Source organism: Novosphingobium clariflavum, assembly GCF_026420865.1.
In the GTDB taxonomy this organism is placed as follows: domain Bacteria; phylum Pseudomonadota; class Alphaproteobacteria; order Sphingomonadales; family Sphingomonadaceae; genus Novosphingobium; species Novosphingobium clariflavum.
Genome location: NZ_JAPCWC010000006.1, coordinates 147,625 through 163,293 on the forward strand (window position 1 = coordinate 147,625; position 15,669 = coordinate 163,293).

Annotated in this window: 15 protein-coding genes and 1 tRNA gene; 13 read left to right on the top strand and 3 right to left on the bottom strand. The window is 65.5% G+C overall.

Annotated elements, in window-relative coordinates:
- Nucleotides 1–23: 23 nt before the first annotated feature.
- The 4 genes from OKA11_RS10380 (at nt 24) to OKA11_RS10395 (ending at nt 3,907) form a co-directional block, all read left to right on the top strand.
- Entirely contained in the window at nt 24–797 is a 774-nt protein-coding gene (locus OKA11_RS10380) for an SDR family NAD(P)-dependent oxidoreductase (protein ID WP_267220118.1), read from the top strand.
- 107 nt (nt 798–904) lie between these two features.
- Nucleotides 905–2,050 carry an acyl-CoA dehydrogenase family protein gene (locus tag OKA11_RS10385; RefSeq protein WP_267220119.1) on the top strand — a complete coding sequence of 382 codons (1,146 nt, stop codon included), beginning with the start codon at nt 905–907 and terminating at the stop codon, nt 2,048–2,050.
- Nucleotides 2,050–2,967, top strand: coding sequence for an acyl-CoA dehydrogenase family protein (locus OKA11_RS10390; protein ID WP_267220120.1), 918 nt, complete (start codon nt 2,050–2,052; stop codon nt 2,965–2,967). The genes OKA11_RS10385 and OKA11_RS10390 overlap by 1 nt, the downstream gene beginning before the upstream one ends.
- A gap of 136 nt (nt 2,968–3,103) precedes the next feature.
- A complete protein-coding gene (locus OKA11_RS10395; protein WP_267220121.1) occupies nt 3,104–3,907 on the top strand; it encodes an SDR family NAD(P)-dependent oxidoreductase in 804 nt (267 codons plus the stop codon).
- 41 nt (nt 3,908–3,948) lie between these two features.
- Here the strand turns inward: OKA11_RS10395 and OKA11_RS10400 are convergent, their stop codons facing one another.
- The 3 genes from OKA11_RS10400 to OKA11_RS10410 all read right to left on the bottom strand — a co-directional run bounded on the left by OKA11_RS10400 (nt 3,949) and on the right by OKA11_RS10410 (nt 5,896).
- Entirely contained in the window at nt 3,949–4,476 is a 528-nt protein-coding gene (locus OKA11_RS10400; RefSeq protein WP_267220122.1) for a nuclear transport factor 2 family protein, read from the bottom strand.
- A gap of 10 nt (nt 4,477–4,486) precedes the next feature.
- Entirely contained in the window at nt 4,487–5,299 is an 813-nt protein-coding gene (locus OKA11_RS10405) for an SDR family NAD(P)-dependent oxidoreductase (RefSeq protein ID WP_267220123.1), read from the bottom strand.
- 105 nt (nt 5,300–5,404) lie between these two features.
- Entirely contained in the window at nt 5,405–5,896 is a 492-nt protein-coding gene (locus OKA11_RS10410) for a hypothetical protein (protein ID WP_267220124.1), read from the bottom strand.
- A gap of 105 nt (nt 5,897–6,001) precedes the next feature.
- On the opposite strand from OKA11_RS10410, the gene efp reads away from it, so the two are divergent.
- From efp to prsK, 9 genes are all read left to right on the top strand, one after another.
- Nucleotides 6,002–6,565 (top strand): elongation factor P, encoded by a 564-nt coding sequence (gene efp, locus OKA11_RS10415; protein WP_142634159.1) that lies wholly within the window; start codon nt 6,002–6,004, stop codon nt 6,563–6,565.
- Nucleotides 6,565–6,981, top strand: coding sequence for a hypothetical protein (locus OKA11_RS10420; RefSeq protein ID WP_267220125.1), 417 nt, complete (start codon nt 6,565–6,567; stop codon nt 6,979–6,981). The genes efp and OKA11_RS10420 overlap by 1 nt, the downstream gene beginning before the upstream one ends.
- Before the next feature lie 91 nt (nt 6,982–7,072).
- The gene (locus OKA11_RS10425; RefSeq protein ID WP_142634155.1) at nt 7,073–7,891 is read left to right on the top strand and encodes an inositol monophosphatase family protein; all 819 of its coding nucleotides are present in this window, start codon (nt 7,073–7,075) and stop codon (nt 7,889–7,891) included.
- Nucleotides 7,892–7,983: 92 nt separating this feature from the next.
- A tRNA-Leu gene (locus tag OKA11_RS10430) sits at nt 7,984–8,067 on the top strand.
- Nucleotides 8,067–8,237 (top strand): hypothetical protein, encoded by a 171-nt coding sequence (locus tag OKA11_RS10435; RefSeq protein WP_267220126.1) that lies wholly within the window; start codon nt 8,067–8,069, stop codon nt 8,235–8,237. Before OKA11_RS10430 ends, OKA11_RS10435 begins: the two co-directional genes overlap by 1 nt.
- A gap of 431 nt (nt 8,238–8,668) precedes the next feature.
- Complete coding sequence (locus OKA11_RS10440; RefSeq protein WP_267220127.1) at nt 8,669–10,513, top strand: tetratricopeptide repeat protein; 1,845 nt, start codon at nt 8,669–8,671, stop codon at nt 10,511–10,513.
- Nucleotides 10,514–10,601: 88 nt separating this feature from the next.
- A complete protein-coding gene (locus tag OKA11_RS10445; protein WP_267220128.1) occupies nt 10,602–11,939 on the top strand; it encodes an amidohydrolase in 1,338 nt (445 codons plus the stop codon).
- A gap of 227 nt (nt 11,940–12,166) precedes the next feature.
- Nucleotides 12,167–13,552 carry a TIGR03013 family XrtA/PEP-CTERM system glycosyltransferase gene (locus tag OKA11_RS10450; protein ID WP_267220129.1) on the top strand — a complete coding sequence of 462 codons (1,386 nt, stop codon included), beginning with the start codon at nt 12,167–12,169 and terminating at the stop codon, nt 13,550–13,552.
- Nucleotides 13,549–15,669, top strand: a complete 2,121-nt coding sequence (prsK, locus tag OKA11_RS10455) for an XrtA/PEP-CTERM system histidine kinase PrsK (RefSeq protein ID WP_267220130.1) — start codon at nt 13,549–13,551, stop codon at nt 15,667–15,669. Before OKA11_RS10450 ends, prsK begins: the two co-directional genes overlap by 4 nt.

Here is a 15,669-nt window from a genome sequence, read left to right on the forward strand (position 1 = left end):
GCGGCATAAGCGGAGCAGGACAGATGCAAGGCAAGGTAGCAGTCGTCACCGGAGCGGCAGGCGGCATAGGCGAGGCCATCGTGCGGGTGCTGGGAGCCAAAGGCCTTAAGGTCCTTGGCACCGGGCGCAGCGTACAGAAGCTTCAGGCGCTGAACGATGCGCTGGCCGGGACGATGGATTTCGAATTCATCGCCATCGACGCCACCGCCGATGAAGCTCCGCGCGCGATCGTCGATGTCGCGGTGGAGAAGTTCGGGCGGCTGGACGTGCTGGTGAACAATGCCGGATCGTTCAACTTCGGTCCTGTGGACCAGACCAGCGATGCCATGCTGGACGAAGTGCTTGGCATTTCGCTGCGTGCGCCGTTCCGGCTCTGCCGCGAGGCGCTGCGGGTCATGGAAGAGGGGAGCGCGATCCTCTTCATCGGCTCGACCTGGGGGCTCTACGGCACGCCGGGCGGCGGGGCCTATTCCGCCGTGAAGGCCGGGCAGATCGGTCTGATGCAGACGATGGCGGCCGAATATGGCCCGCGCGGCATCCGCTCCAACTACATTGCGCCGACCGTGGTGCGCACCGAGATGACCACGGCGTTCTGGGAACTGGATTTCTTCCGCCGCACCAATCACGAACTGACGCCGCTCCAGCGCGATTGCACCGCGGCGGACATCGGCAACATGGTGGCCTTTCTCGCTTCGGACGAGGCCGGGTTCGTCAACGGACAGACCATCGCGGTGGACGGCGGTATCTCGACCACGCGCTATGTCTCGCCGGCGGCGATCGGAGCGGTGCGGCAGTAAGGCTGTCCTGCAACGGCCTCGGCGGTTTTCGCCGGGGCGTTGGCCCTTTGCTTGTGAGGGCGTGGCCCGCTGGGTAACGCCGGAGGAAAGCAGAGACGAAGGATGCCATGCAGTTCGAATGGACCGAGGACCAGGATGCGTTCCGTCAGCAGATCCGGGACTTCCTGCACGCCAACCTGCCGGATGGCTGGGAAAAGTTCTCCGAACACGGCCCCGCCTCGCCCGCGCTGACCGCATTTGCCCGCAGCTTTTGCGTCACGCTCGCCGACGCCGGCCTGCTGTTCCCCCACTGGCCAAGGGACATGGGCGGGGAAGGACTGGGGCCGTGGGAGCAGCAGATTCTCTCCGAAGAGATGTGGATCGCCGGCGAGCCGCGCGGCGGCCAGTACATGAACGTCAACTGGATCGGCCCGACGCTGGAGAAGTATGGCACGGCGGCGCAGAAGGCGCGTTATCTGGAACCGATCACGCGCGGGGAATCGCTGTGGTGCCAGGGATTTTCCGAACCTGACGCCGGATCGGACCTTGCCAGTCTACGCACCCGTGCCGTGCTGAAGGACGGTCGCTACGTCATCAATGGCCAGAAGATCTGGACGTCCTACGCCGGGCTGGCCGACACCTGCTTCCTCCTCACCCGCACCAGCGACGATCGCAAGAAGGGCATTACCATCGTCCTCGTGCCGATGGACACGCCGGGCATCACCGTGCGCCAGATCCCCTCACTGATCGGTGAGGGTGATATTCACGAGGTCTTCTTCGACGATGTGACCGTGCCGGAAACCGCCCGCTTCGGCGACGAGGGGCAGGCATGGGAGATCGTCGCCTATTCGCTGCGCAACGAGCGGCTGGGTATCCCGCGTTTCACGCTGGCCCGCGCCGCGCTCGACCGGGCGGTCGCGATGCTGAAGGAGCGCGGCGACTTCGTTCGCGAGCATGTGCGCATCGAGGCCGCGCGCTGCGCGGCGCTGTGCGAGGGGGCGGGCACGGCGAACTATGCCGTCGTGCAGAAACGGGTCGACGGGCTGGCGATCGGTGCGGAGTCCAGTTCCGCGCGCTACGCCACCGTGATGGCCGAGCGCGCCGTCTGCGAATTCGTGGTGGAGTTCCTGCCCGAAGCGCTCGCGGGGGCATCGCCCTATCTCAAGATGCACCACCAGCGCGGCATCGTCGCCGGGATCGCCGCCGGTTCGGCCGAGATCCAGCTCAACATCATCGCCAGCGACGTGCTGGAACTGCCCCGGGAGCCGCGCTGATGCAGCTTGCCCTCAATGACGACCAGACCCAGGTCCTCGATTTTGTCGAAGCGCTGGCGCGGCCGTTCGTTTCCGCTCCGCTCCACGATGCCGGACTGGCTCTGGAAAGCGCGGAACTTGACGCGGCGCTGGTGGAGAACGGCTTCCTCGATGTCATGGCGGTCGAGGAACTGGGGCCCGTTACCGCCGCACTGGTGGTGGAGAAGCTCGCACGGCTGCCGTTTGCGGTGGAAGCGGCAGTTTCGGCGCTGGTGCGCCCGCTGATCGGTCCGGATTTGCCGCGCCCGCTCTGCCTTGTCGAGGAGGGCCGTCTTTCGGCGCCGCTGCGCTTCCTGCGGCCCGGCGCGACGGTGGTTGTCGTCGGCCCGGGCGGCGTAAACAGCTTTACCGCGAGCGAGGATATGATTGCCCCGGCGCAGGAGGATACGCTCTATGCCTATCCGGTCGCGTTCCTGAAGGGCGTGCCCGGCGACGTGACGATGCACGATGCCGATCCGGCCGAAGTCACCCGGGCCTGGCGCGTCGCGATGGCGGCGGAAGCGGCGGGCCTGCTCGGCGCGGCGCTGGCGAGCGTGGTGACTTATGTATCCGAGCGCAAGCAGTTCGGGCGTCCGCTCGCGACGTTCCAGGCAATGCGCCACCGGCTGGCCGAGGCCCAGGTGGTGACCAACACCGCCTACTGGCTCGCCATGCGGGCGGCGGCGAGCGGGACGCGGGCGGACGCCGCGATGGCGCTGCTCCATGCGCAGGAGGCAGCGAGGCGGGTCTGCTACGACTACCACCAGTTCCTTGGCGGCATGGGCATGACGCTGGAGCATCCCCTGCACTTGTGGACCTATCGGCTCAAACTGCTGACGGCGGAACTGGGCGGGCGCGGCGGGCAGGGGCTTGCCGCGGCGGAGGCACTCTGGGGGTAGTCCGGGGGTAGTCCGTTTTCATGCGCCATCGCCGCGATGCCCGCAGCGTGCGCGCGATATCGGGCGCGGTCCTGTCGCCGGGCAGGACGGCTCATGCAAGACTTGCCGTCACGGACAAAAAGACGAGAGGGCAAGGATGCAAGCAAGCGATCTGATCGATCTGGGCGGGCAGGTGGCTCTGGTTACCGGTGCGGGCCAGAACGCGGGAAGGGCCACGGCGCTGGAACTGGCCCGCCACAATGCGGGCGGCATTGCCGTTAACGATTTCGTACCGGAACGGGCGGAGGCGGTGGCTGGCGAAATACGCGCCATGGGCGTCCCTGCCCTGGCGGTGCCGTTTGACGTGACCGACCTTGCCGCGGCGCAGGCGGCACGTGCCGCGATAACGGCCGCACTGGGGCCAGCCACGGTGCTGGTGAACAACGCGGGCATGGCAGGGCCCGGCGCCGCGATCCGGCCGGAGCAGAATTTCTGGGAGGAGGATCCGGCGAACTGGCAGCGCTACCTCGGCACCAACCTCTACGGCGTCTACAACTGCTGCTTTGCGTTCATTCCCGACATGGTCGCGGCAAAATGCGGCCGGATCGTCACCATCGTGTCGGATTCGGGCCGGGTGGGCGAGGCCAGGATGGCGGTCTATGCCTCGTCCAAGGCGGGCGCGCAGGGGTTCATGCGCTCGATCGCCAAGGAACTGGGGCGTTACAACGTGACGGCCAATTGCGTGTCGCTCTCGGCGCTGCTTCCCGACATGCCGGAGGAACAGCGGGCCGAGATCATGCAGAGCGATCACATGAAGGGCCTGATGGGCCGCTATTCCATCCGCCGCTGCGGCAAGTCGACCGACGTGGCGGCGCTGGTGACGTTCCTGTGCTCGGACGCGGCCGAATGGATCACCGGCCAGACTTATCCGCTCAACGGGGGCTATGCGCCCTCGATGTAACGTAGCGGTTGGCGATGTAACGAGCGGGAGAGCGAGGGCCCTCAGGCCCTCGCGCCTCGTGCGAACAGGGCTTGCGGGCACAGCGTATAGCTTGGGTCCAGCGCACCCTGCCCGAGCAGGCCTCCGCCTTCGAACGGGCGGCGCAGTTTGAAGTCGTAAGTGACGACACGTTTCGAGAAGCGCCACTTGCCGTCGGCGCAGCGCCGGTAGTTGTCGATGTAGCGCACGGCCATGAAGTCTTCCTCCTGCCCTCCCTCGCGGCCGGGAATCAGGTGCCAGGCCAGGGCGTAGACTTCGCCGCTTGCCGCATCGCCGTCCAGCGCGATCAGGTGATTGCACAGGTGGTGCCCGGAATAGGGCATGTAGGGGAACGCGCCGGCGATGAACTGGCAGTAGTCCTGAGCCGGGCCATCGAAGCTGTCGCCGTGCGTATCGGTCGCATCGTCGGTGTAGAGGTCGCGCAGCAGGGCGATGTCCTGGCGGTCGATCGCGCGGGCATAGAGCAGGACAAGCTCGCGGATGGCTTCCTTGTCGAGCAGCGCGGCCAGCGCCGGGTCGGCGGAGTTCATGGTCTCTCCCTCATAGCAATGCGCCGCCGTCGATCGGGTAGATCTGCCCGGTGATGAAGCTGGCCCGGTCGCCGGCGAGGAAGGCAACCATGCCCGCCATCTCGTCGGGGTTCGCGAAAGGGCGGCCGACGTACGTGCGGCGCTGGCGGATGGCCCGGTCTTCTTCCGCCACGCTGGCGGCGCCATGACTGAACAGGCCGGAATCCGGGTGAAAGCGACTGCCCGTGCTGAAGGCGGCGGGATCTTGCGCGATCGTTGCATAAGGGGCGATCGCGTTGACGCGGATGCCGTGCTGGCCGAGTTCCTTCGCCAGAACCGCGGTGAAGCTGTGCACGGCGCCTTTGGCGGCGGAATAGACGGAGAGTTGATAGTCTCCCACCAGGGCCGCGGTCGAGCCAACATTGACTACGGCGCCGCTCTTGCGGGCGATCATGCCCGGCAGCACGGCGTGGGTCATGCGCAGCACGGTGCCGAAGTTGAGGTCGATGTCGGCCATCCAGGTTGCCGGATCGGAATCGGCGAAAAAGCCTTGTGCGACGTTGCCGCCGACGGTGTTGATCAGCACATCGACAGGGCCAAGCGCCTCGGCAGCGGCAAGGATGCGCTCGGGCGCGGCGACGTCGGTAAGGTCGGCAGCGACAAAGGGCGCTTGAGGAGCGCCTTGCTGAACGCAGTGATCGGCCAGGCGTTCGCCCGCCTCGTGGTCGCGCCCGACCAGAACGGTTGTTGCGCCTTCCCGGGCCAGTTCAAGGGCGATGGCGCGGCCGATGTTCGCCGTCGCGCCGGTCACGATCGCCAGTTTCCCGGCAAGCCCCAGGTCCATTGCGCACTCCTCCTGCCCGGACAGGCCGGGTCATTGTCGAAGCGAGCATGGGATGGATCGGCAGGCGGGGCAAACCGCTCCTGCGATCAGCGGCTGAAGGCGCGATCAGCCTTGCGAATAGTCGCCGCCGCTATCTGCTGGGCCGTTTTCGTTGAAGCCGCCATCCGACTGGCGCTTGCGCGAGGTGAGCACGCAGCGGATTTCGCTGTCCTGGCCGTCGGCACCGATAACGCGCAGGAAGGCAGGGGCGGTGCGATGGAGTTTTTCGCCCTTGAGCTTGCCGCCGGTCATCATCACGCTGTCGCCGGTCATCAGGTAGCTGCCGCGAACCCCGTCCGTGCCCTTGTAGCTGGAGTAGTTGACCACCTGGAAATCGAGTGCCGGCACCGGATTGCCGACCGCGCCGCCCGCATCGCCGTCCTTTTCGCAGGTATAGTGCCCCAGCGGCAAGGTGCTGATGGTTCCGCCCGGTACCGGCGGCGGAGCCGGCCTCGCCACGGCCGGGGCGAGGCCTGCCGACACTGCGGCAAGCGCCAGGCCGCAAGCAAGAAAAGCGGGGGCGCGGACGATGGGGGGGATGAACGGTGCGCGATTCATGACTGCTGCGCTAGCATTGACGCGAAGGAATTGCCACAGTCCGCGTCCTCCGCTAAGGGCGGCTGCTTCGCCGCTCAGCGGCTCTTTCCCATCGAAGGCTCACTCATGAAGATCAGCGGCGTCGACATTCGTCCCGGCAATATTCTCGAATACGAAAAGGGTATCTGGAAAGTCGCCAAGACGCAGCACACCCAGCCGGGCAAGGGTGGCGCCTTCATGCAGGTCGAGATGAAGAACCTCATCGACGGCCGCAAGACCAACGTGCGCTTCCGCAGCGCCGACACTGTCGAGCGCGTCCGTCTCGACACCAAGGACTTCCAGTTCCTCTACGCCGAGGGCGAAGACCTGGTGTTCATGGACATCGAGACCTACGAACAGATCATGCTCCCAGCCGACCTTCTGGGCGATGCCGCGGCCTTCCTTCAGGACGGCATGCAGGTTCTGCTCGAAATGTGGGAAGAGCGCCCGATCTCGGTACAGCTGCCCGAGCAGGTCGAAGCCACCATCGTCGAAGCCGATGCCGTGGTGAAGGGTCAGACCGCCTCGTCCAGCTACAAGCCGGCCGTGCTCGACAACGGCGTGCGCGTGATGGTGCCGCCGCATATCGAAAGCGGCACGCGCATCATCGTCGACGTGTACGAAAAGACGTACGTGAAGAAGGCCGACTGATGCGCCGGGCGGTCCTTTTCGCGCTGGCCGGCGCGTCGCTGGCGCTTGGCGCTTCGCCGGTGTTGGCGGCTGCCAAGCCTGCCGCGAAGGCGACCGCCCCCGCCGCCAGGCCGGCGGCCCCTGCCGCGGGCGCACACACCGCGCCGCCGCCGGAGGTCGAACATGCGATGTTCTACCTCAAGGTGCTGATTTCCGGCCTGCAGTCGGATCAGGTCGAGCAGCCCGTGAAGGGCGTGCTGGTGGGCTGTCTGTACAACAATTCGCTGTCGCGCATCAGCACGGCGATGGACAAGGTGATCGCGGAGAACCCCGCAAAGGTTCATCGCGACAAGCCCAACGAAGTTCTGACCGCCATGGTCGCGATCTGCAATCATCCGGCCCAAGGCGGTGCGTCCCAGCCCGCCAAGGGCCGATAATCGCATCGATATTCACGGCGGTTCCGCTTTTCACGGACTTGCCCTCCAAGCATAACCGGCCGGTTCATCCGGCCCTCGAAGGACTAAAGGTATTATGGCCATCTCCGGTCTCATGCGCGTGATGGAAAAGGCGGCTCGCAAGGCGGGCAACCGTCTCCGCCGCGACTTCGGCGAAATCGAGCACCTGCAGGTCTCGCGCAAGGGACCGGCGGACTTCGTCTCGAAGGCCGACCAGGCTTCCGAACGCACGATCTGGGACGAACTGCGCGCCGCGCGTCCCGATTGGGGCTTCCTGTTCGAGGAAGCCGGCGAGATCGAGGGCGATCCCGACAAGCCGCGTTTCATCGTCGACCCGCTCGACGGTACGACCAACTTCCTGCACGGGATTCCGCACTTCGCGATCTCGATCGCGGTGCAGGAGCCGCGTCTCGACGGCAAGGGCTGGGGCGAAGTCACCGCCGGCCTGATCTACAACCCGGTCACCGACGAATCGTACTGGGCCGAAAAGTCGCGCGGCGCCTGGCTGCACGACAAGCGCCTGCGCGTTTCCTCGCGTCGTCACATGGACGAGAGCGTGATCGCCACCGGCATTCCCTTCGCCGGTCATGGCGACGCGGGCAAGTGGACCAAGATCTATCACGCGCTGGCGCCGCAGGTTGCGGGCATCCGCCGGTTCGGTTCGGCTGCGCTTGACCTCGCATGGGTTGCAGCCGGCCGTTACGAAGGTTTCTGGGAAGCCGACCTCAAGCCCTGGGATACGGCCGCCGGCTGCCTCCTCGTGCGCGAGGCTGGTGGTTTCGTTTCCGACTGGAAGGGCCGTTCGCAGGTGATCTGCGATACCGAAATCCTCGCCGGCAACGATGTTCTCCACTCCCGTCTGCACAAGTTGCTGGTAACTGCACTCAAGTGACTTGAGTGCGAGCGCCGGCGCCGCTAAGCGTGCAGCGCCGGCGCCGCTTGCCCTCGGTTTTCCAGGGTGGGCGGCCAGCACGCGGCAAGCGTGCCCCTGTGGCGGAATGGTAGACGCGAACGACTCAAAATCGTTTGTCGCAAGGCGTGCCCGTTCGAGTCGGGCCAGGGGCACCATGCAATCGACCTTCGGCGCGAAACTCCGGTTTCGCGCCGAAGTCGTTTCCGGGCTGGATTTCGAGCTGTTTCTGCGTCTGGCCAGCCAGTCGTTTCAACGACTTGTCGCATTTAACGGTGAATCACTGCCCAACCCGGCAAGAATCGGTCATTGGCCGTTTCGCACTTGATGCGTTGATGTCTGCCAATCGCGGTTCCGCCGGCCCTGGCCGTGTTCCTCATGATCGCGATGGACGTCCGTATCGAGGATTGCCGGAAAACGATCCGTTCAGTGAGTGCCGAGTCTGGACAGGATAGCATTGCGCGGTTGCCCCTACTGCCGCGCAAGGGGTTCCGGCATTTCCCGCAAGTTCGCCTTGCCGTCCCCATAGGCGGTCGAGGTCGCTTCGGGTCGCAAAGCGGGCAGAAGCACAGCTTCGCCCCGTCGCGCCGGTCCGTTCCGGGGGGAGCGGGCCGGCGCGCATTGCCGCGTGCGGTGGCAACACAATTGGCGCGAAGCGCTCCAATCCCTTCAAAAACTGCGCCGAACGCCAAGTCGCGGGCGATCAGTGTGTTTGCCAAGTCCTTCACTCTCTAGTATTTTGTCGGTGAAGGGGACGATATGGAACCTAGCGCCGCCGATTTTCACGACGCCTTATTGCGCGTCATCGGGTCATCAACCTTCCGCTCGTCGCCGCGTCTTTCCGAACTTCTTGTCCATCTTGTCGAACAGACCCTTGCCGGTCACGCCGATCGTCTGAAGGGGTATGCGATCGCCCTCGATGTCTTCGGGCGGGACGAGGGTTTTGACGCATCCTCCGATTCGATCGTGCGCGTGCAGATGGCGCGCCTGCGCAAGGCACTTGCCGAGTATTATGGGGGGGAGGGTGTCCGGGACCCCGCGCGGATCGTTCTCTCGCGCGGTTCCTATGTGCCGTCGCTCGAAATGGCAGCCGCACTCCAGGAACCGGTGAGCGATGACGCTGGCGACGATGACGCTGGCGACGATGGCGCCGCGGCCGAGCCGGAAGCCGCCGCGGCGGCGCGATTGACGCTCGAGGCGGCGGAGCGCACCGGTGGTGGCGCCCTCGAAGCGGGTGACGTGGAGGCTGAGCCGCCGGTGCCGCCCGCGTCGTCCGGCGGTGACGAGGCTGTCCTTCCATCCACAGCGCCCCCGGGCAAGCGCAGGGCATGGGTCCTGCTGGCGGTGCTCGCCTTGGTGTCGGCGCTGGTGATCATCTATTGGCCGGGCGAACTGCGCGATACGGTGGTATCGCGCGCCGGCGAGATGCCGCGCGGGCCGACCGTCTATGTTGCGCCCTATTCGTTGACGGGGGGAACCGTGCAGGCGGTCCATGTCCGGGACGGGTTCCAGTACGATCTGGTGAACTATCTGTCCCAACTGCCCAATCTCGCGGTGATCGGGCTCGATCCGCGCGGACTATCTCCGACTATGGAGCACCGGGCGCGAACCGCACCGCGTGGCAGCACTTTCGTGCTTCAGGGCGCGATCCTGATTTCCGGCGACAAGTTCCGCGTCAACTCCAGTCTCGTGCGGGTTCCCGGCGGTGTGGTCGTCTGGTCGGAGAGCAGTGACCTGATGACTGTCGAGCCCAGTCGCATCCTGCAGATGCAGGCCGACATAGCGCTCGGTGTCGCCTCACGTCTCGGGCAGCCCTACGGGGTGATCCATGAGACGAAGCGGCATGACCTTGAGAATCACCGCAGCGTCTCGATGGACGACTATTTCTGCGAGCTGGAAGCGTTCCAGTTCATGCGCGAAAAGCGCCCGGAAACCTTGCCGCCAGTCAAGGAGTGCCTGACCCAGGCCGTCACGCGTCAACCGAACTATTCGAACGCCTGGGCCTTGCTGTCATGGATCTATACGCATGAGGCGGTGAGCCGCGGCGCTGGCGCATCGCGTGAGGCGCTGGACGCGGCGGAAAAGGCTGTGGCCGCGAATGCCACCAATGCGCAGGCCTATCAGTATCTGGCGATAGCCCGGTTTCATGAGGGTGATTTTGTCGCCGCGCGCGAGGCTATCGGCAAGGCTCTGGCGATCAGCCCGAACAATGCTGAAATCCTGGCAGAGGCGAGCCGGCTTCTCGGCGTGCTGGGTGAGCACGACAATTCGCCGGCCCTGGCCGAGAAGGCCATAAGCCTCAATCCCGGTCACCCGGCATGGTATTGGTCGGGGCTGACGATCGATGCGCTCTATCGCCGTGACGGACAAAAGGCGGTGCGTTACGCGCGGCTCGGTGCGGACGATTACGGACTTATCCCGCGCTACCTGCTGGCGTCGGCGCTGGCGCTCAACCAGCAGCCGAAGCAGGCGGAATCGGTGCTGGTGCAGGCGGCTAAGGATTTTCCCAAGGTCGCACGGGACCGGCGCGAGTTGATCCGGGAAATGCACATGCCCGAATTCATCAGCGGGCCGCTCGAGGCGCAGGGCTTGCTGGGAGGCTGAGCATCCTGTTCGATCCAATTGATTGCATGCGATAATGGCATGGCGGTAGGTGCTTGCAGGGAGCGAGCGGGAGCCATAGGCTGCGGGCATGAAAACCCTGCTCCATTCTGCCGCTGCGCTGTCCGTCTGCGCCTTGTTTCCCGCTTTGGCGCAGGCCGCTCCCATGACGCCGGACGTGGCGACGGCGATCGCGCGGGATCTGCCCGGGTTGATGACGACCTACCGCGACCTTCATTCGCACCCTGAATTGAGCAATCAGGAAGTGCGCAGCGCGGCCGTCCTCGCCAAGGCCGCGCGCGAGGCTGGTTTCACGGTTACAGAGAAAGTGGGCGGAACGGGCGTCGTCGCGGTGCTCAGGAACGGGGAGGGGCCGACCGTCCTGATCCGGGCGGACATGGACGGGCTGCCGGTGATCGAGCAGACGGGGCTGCCCTTTGCCTCGGTCCAGCGTGGAACGTCGACCGCGGGTGTCGAAAGCGGCATCATGCATGCCTGCGGGCACGACACCCACATGACCGCGTGGATCGAGACGGCGCGGCTGATGGCCGCGCGCAAGTCGCAGTGGTCGGGTACCCTGGTCATGGTCGGGCAACCTGCCGAGGAAACCGGGGAAGGCGCCTTGGCGATGCTCAAGGACGGGCTCTACAGCCGTTTCCCCAAGCCGGACTACACGCTGGCGTTTCACGACTCGGCGGATCTTCCGGCCGGTCAGGTGGGGGCTGCGGTGGGCTGGGCACTCGCCAACGTGGACAGTGTCGACATCGACGTGAAAGGCATCGGCGGCCACGGTGCCTATCCGCAGGCGACCAAGGATCCGATCGTCCTGGCCAGTGCGATCGTCATGAAGTTGCAGACGCTTGCCAGCCGCGAGACCAATCCGCTCGATCCGGTGGTGGTCACGGTCGGCTCGTTCCATGCCGGCGCCAAGCACAACGTGATTTCCGACGATGCCAAGCTGCAGCTGACGGTGCGCAGCTACTCGGACGAGACGCGCAATCGCCTGCTCGACGGCATCCGCCGCATCGCGCGCGGCGAGGCGATCGCCTCGGGCCTGCCGGATCCGCTGATGCCGGTCGTCACCGTCAAGGAGCCGCATACCCGGGCGACCTGGAACTCGCCGGAATTCACGCAGACCGCCGTTGCCGATCTCAAGGCGCAGATGGGCGAGGCCAATGTCGTCGTCACCCCGTCTGTCATGGGCGGCGAGGACTTCGGCGAGTTCCGCCGCGCGGACGAGGACCGCATCCAGTCGGTCATCTTCTGGGTCGGCGGGGTCGATCCCGCAAGGCTGGCGGCGGCGAAGTCGGGCGGCGCGCCCTTGCCATCGCTGCACAGCCCGTTCTGGGCACCGGTGGCGGACAAGGTCATCGCCTCGGGCAGCGAGGCGATCACGCTCACGGCGCTGCGGCTGATGCCGCGCCGGTGATTGCGGGGAAGGGGGCGTCGTCCCCCTTTTTTGGCCCTTTTCCGGCTCCTTTTTCGTCGGAGCTTGCTGTAAATCGGGCCGACGCTTTTTTCGTTAAATACCGTTTCTGGCGGGAAATATCGCCCGTTTAACGGTTGCGTCCTGTCAGATTTACCGACAGTTTACCCATTATCGGTAGCTTTAGGGAAGGGCCGCGACCGGCCCGTTGACTGGCGAAACGCGCGACGATGATTCGTCTTTTCAAACACTACATCCCGCACGCCGTCGTGTTGCTGTGCTTCGTCGACCTCGTTCTGCTGATGCTCGCCAACGAAGTGTCCTGGCGGCTGCGGGCCGAGCAGATCGGCATGGATCCGGGCGATGTCGTGCAGCGTTTCGGGGTTCACGCTGCCTTTGCCGGGGTGATTGTCATGGCGATGGTCGCGGTTGGCGTCTACGGCGCGGACGCGCTGCGATCGATGCGGTTTGCCGCGGCGCGGCTGCTGGTGGCGGTGTCACTGGGCATCATCGCGCTTTCGTTTGTCGATTTCCTGTTCGCCGGACAGCATTTCTGGCGCTCGACGCTGGCCTATGCCATGGCCTTTGCGATCTTCCTGCTGATCGCCAACCGCCTGCTGTTGAGCGGCCTGCTCGGCACTTCGGCGTTCCGCCGCCGGGTCCTGGTGCTGGGCGCCGGAGACCGTGCGCAGCGCCTCTATCAGCTCGCCGAACGGCCGGAGAGCGGCTTTGCCATCGTCGGCTACATTGCCATGAGCGAGGCGCCGCCGGTCGTGGAGGAAGCGATCGCCCGCAGCGCGATCCATGATCTCACCCGTTTCGTCGGCAATCTCGGTGTCAGCGAAGTCGTGCTGGCGCTGGAGGAACGGCGCAATGCGCTGCCGCTCAAGGATCTGCTGCGGATCAAGACCACCGGCGTCCACGTCAACGAATTCTCCAGCTTCCTGGAGCGTGAGACCGGGCGTGTCGATCTCGATACCGTCAATCCCAGCTGGCTGATCTTTTCCGACGGGTTCTCGTCCGGCCGCATGTTTTCGAGCGCGGCCAAGCGTGTGTTCGACGTCTTTGCCTCGGCGCTCCTGCTGGTTCTGACGGGCCCGGTTATCCTGTTGTTCGCGCTGATCGTGAAGATCGACAGCCGCGGTCCGGCATTCTACCGCCAGCCGCGGGTCGGCCTGTTCGGCGAGCCGTTCGACGTCATCAAGCTGCGTTCGATGCGCACCGATGCCGAGGCGAACGGTGCCCAATGGGCCGAGAAGGACGATCCCCGCGTCACCCGGGTGGGCCGCTTCATCCGCAAGGTGCGGATCGATGAACTGCCCCAGGCCTGGAGCGTGCTCAAGGGCGAGATGAGCTTTGTCGGCCCGCGGCCCGAGCGGCCCCAGTTCGTTGCCGATCTCGAAGGGCAGCTGCGCTATTACGCCGAACGGCACATGGTGAAGCCGGGCATCACCGGCTGGGCGCAGATCAACTACCCCTACGGTGCCTCGATCGAGGACTCCCGGCACAAGCTCGAATACGACCTGTACTACGCTAAGAATTACACGCCGTTCCTCGATTTCCTGATCATCCTGCAGACCTTGCGGGTGGTGCTGTGGAGCGAGGGCGCGCGATGATCGGTGCACCGGCAGCCCTGATCTGGTCAGGTCTCGGCAGCGTGCTGCATCTGGCCGGCACGATCGCGGTGGCGAGCCTTGCCTTCTGGCTCTGGCCGCGCCGCAGCCGGTTTGCCCGCGCCGGAGTTCCGGTGGTCTGTGCGCTGTTCATGACAGCGATCTGGGGGGTGGCCTCGGTCGCCAGCGGCGATGTGCTGGTGCGTTCCTTTGCCGAGACCGCGCGCAACCTCGCGTGGCTTGCAGCGGTCTATGCGCTGTTTGCCAGTGATGGGCGCCATGACAGCCTGGGGCCGATCCGGCCGGTGATCTATGCCCTGGTCTTTGTGGAACTGATGCACCTGGGCACCGACATCGGCCTGTCCCGGCTGGCGTTCGATCCGCGGGTGCTGGAAGTCGCGTTCGACTTTACCGTGATGTTCCGCCTGCTGGTCGCGGTCGGTGGACTGGTGCTGGTCCACAATCTCTATGCCGGGGCGCCGCGCGATGGCCGGGCGGCGCTGCGCTGGCCCGCCACCGGACTGGCGGTGCTCTGGGCCTTTGACCTCAATCTTTACACGGTAGCCTACCTCGGCAGCAAATGGCCGGTGGAACTGGGCGCGCTGCGCGGCATCGCCACGTTGGTTCTCGCAGCCTGCCTTGCCATCGGCGGTGCCCGCAACAGCGACGAACTGCGCTTGCGCCCTTCGCGGGCGGTGACGTTCCAGACTTTCTCGCTGCTGGTGATCGGGGGCTATCTTGTCGCCATGGTCGCGGTGGCCCAGTGGCTTGCCTATGTCGGCGGCGACTTCGCGCGTATCATCGAACTCGCGTTCCTCACCCTGGCGAGTGCCTTTGCGCTTGTGGTGCTGCCCTCGCGCCGGGTGCGCGGATGGCTCAAGGTGATGACGGCCAAGCACTTCTTCCAGCACCGCTACGACTATCGCGAGGAATGGCTGCGCTTTACCCGCACGATCGGCAGTGGCGGCGAACAGGCCCTGCCGCTTGCCGAGCGGGTCGTTCAGGCGGTGGCGGACGTCACTGGAAGTCCAGCCGGGTTGCTGCTCACGCCCGGCGATCAAGGCGATCTCACACTCGCCGCGCGCTGGAACTGGCGCGATGTCGAGGTGCCGGCGGTTGCCTGTCCCGCCCGGGCGCTGGCTCCCTTCGAGCAGAACGCGTTCATCGCCGATCTCGACGATCAGCGCGCCGGTTTCACGGCGACCGGTTATGAGGTGGAAGTGCCGGCATGGCTGCTGGCCGAGCCGCGCGCCTGGGCGCTGGTGCCGCTGGTTCATTATGAAAGGCTGGTCGGCATGGTCGTGCTCGCCCGGCCGCAACTGGCGCGCAAGTTCGACTGGGAGGATTTTGACCTCCTGCGCGTCATCGGACAGCAGCTTGCAAGCTATCTGGCCGAGAATGCGAGCCAGGAAGCGCTGGCGGAATCGAGCCGGTTCGAGGATTTCCACCGCCGCATCGCCTTCGTGATGCACGACATCAAGAACCTCGCGAGCCAGTTCAGCCTGCTGGCGCGCAATGCCGAACTCCATGCCGACAAGCCCGAGTTCCGCGCCGACATGCTGGTGACGCTGCGCAATTCTTCGGACAAGCTCAATGCCTTGCTGGCGCGCCTGTCGCGCTACGGCAACGGCGCGGTCGACAAGCTGGAGCCGGTGCCCGCCGGCGAGGTCGCCCGCACGGTGATCGAGCGGTTCCGGGGCAATCCGCAGGTGGTTCTGGCAGAAACCATCGAGGTGATGGTGACGGCGAACCGCCATTCGCTCGAGCAGGTGCTGCTGCACCTGCTGCAGAATGCGCTGGACGCAAGTCAGCCTGACAGCCCGGTGTTCCTCTCGCTGCTCAACGATGGGCTGAATGCCCGTTTCGAGGTGCTCGATTCCGGTTGCGGCATGTCCGCCGAATTCGTGCGCAATCGCCTGTTCAAGCCGTTCGTTTCCACCAAGAGCGGCGGTTTCGGCATCGGCGCATTCGAGGCGCGTGAACTGGTGCGGGCGATGCGGGGCCGCCTCGACGTCGAATCGCGCGAAGGGCTGGGCTCGCGCTTCGTGGTGCGGGTGCCGCTGGCTGCCGCCACCGATTTCTACCAGACGCTTGCCGCCAAGGATCAGAAGGTAGCCTGA

Coding starts and splice junctions, on each gene's coding strand:
- OKA11_RS10380 (WP_267220118.1), top strand. CDS start 24: ATGCAAGGCAAGGTAGCAGTCGTCACCGGAGCGGCAGGCGGCATAGGC.
- OKA11_RS10385 (WP_267220119.1), top strand. CDS start 905: ATGCAGTTCGAATGGACCGAGGACCAGGATGCGTTCCGTCAGCAGATC.
- OKA11_RS10390 (WP_267220120.1), top strand. CDS start 2,050: ATGCAGCTTGCCCTCAATGACGACCAGACCCAGGTCCTCGATTTTGTC.
- OKA11_RS10395 (WP_267220121.1), top strand. CDS start 3,104: ATGCAAGCAAGCGATCTGATCGATCTGGGCGGGCAGGTGGCTCTGGTT.
- OKA11_RS10400 (WP_267220122.1), bottom strand. CDS start 4,476: ATGAACTCCGCCGACCCGGCGCTGGCCGCGCTGCTCGACAAGGAAGCC.
- OKA11_RS10405 (WP_267220123.1), bottom strand. CDS start 5,299: ATGGACCTGGGGCTTGCCGGGAAACTGGCGATCGTGACCGGCGCGACG.
- OKA11_RS10410 (WP_267220124.1), bottom strand. CDS start 5,896: ATGAATCGCGCACCGTTCATCCCCCCCATCGTCCGCGCCCCCGCTTTT.
- efp (WP_142634159.1), top strand. CDS start 6,002: ATGAAGATCAGCGGCGTCGACATTCGTCCCGGCAATATTCTCGAATAC.
- OKA11_RS10420 (WP_267220125.1), top strand. CDS start 6,565: ATGCGCCGGGCGGTCCTTTTCGCGCTGGCCGGCGCGTCGCTGGCGCTT.
- OKA11_RS10435 (WP_267220126.1), top strand. CDS start 8,067: ATGCAATCGACCTTCGGCGCGAAACTCCGGTTTCGCGCCGAAGTCGTT.
- OKA11_RS10440 (WP_267220127.1), top strand. CDS start 8,669: ATGGAACCTAGCGCCGCCGATTTTCACGACGCCTTATTGCGCGTCATC.
- OKA11_RS10445 (WP_267220128.1), top strand. CDS start 10,602: ATGAAAACCCTGCTCCATTCTGCCGCTGCGCTGTCCGTCTGCGCCTTG.
- OKA11_RS10450 (WP_267220129.1), top strand. CDS start 12,167: ATGATTCGTCTTTTCAAACACTACATCCCGCACGCCGTCGTGTTGCTG.
- prsK (WP_267220130.1), top strand. CDS start 13,549: ATGATCGGTGCACCGGCAGCCCTGATCTGGTCAGGTCTCGGCAGCGTG.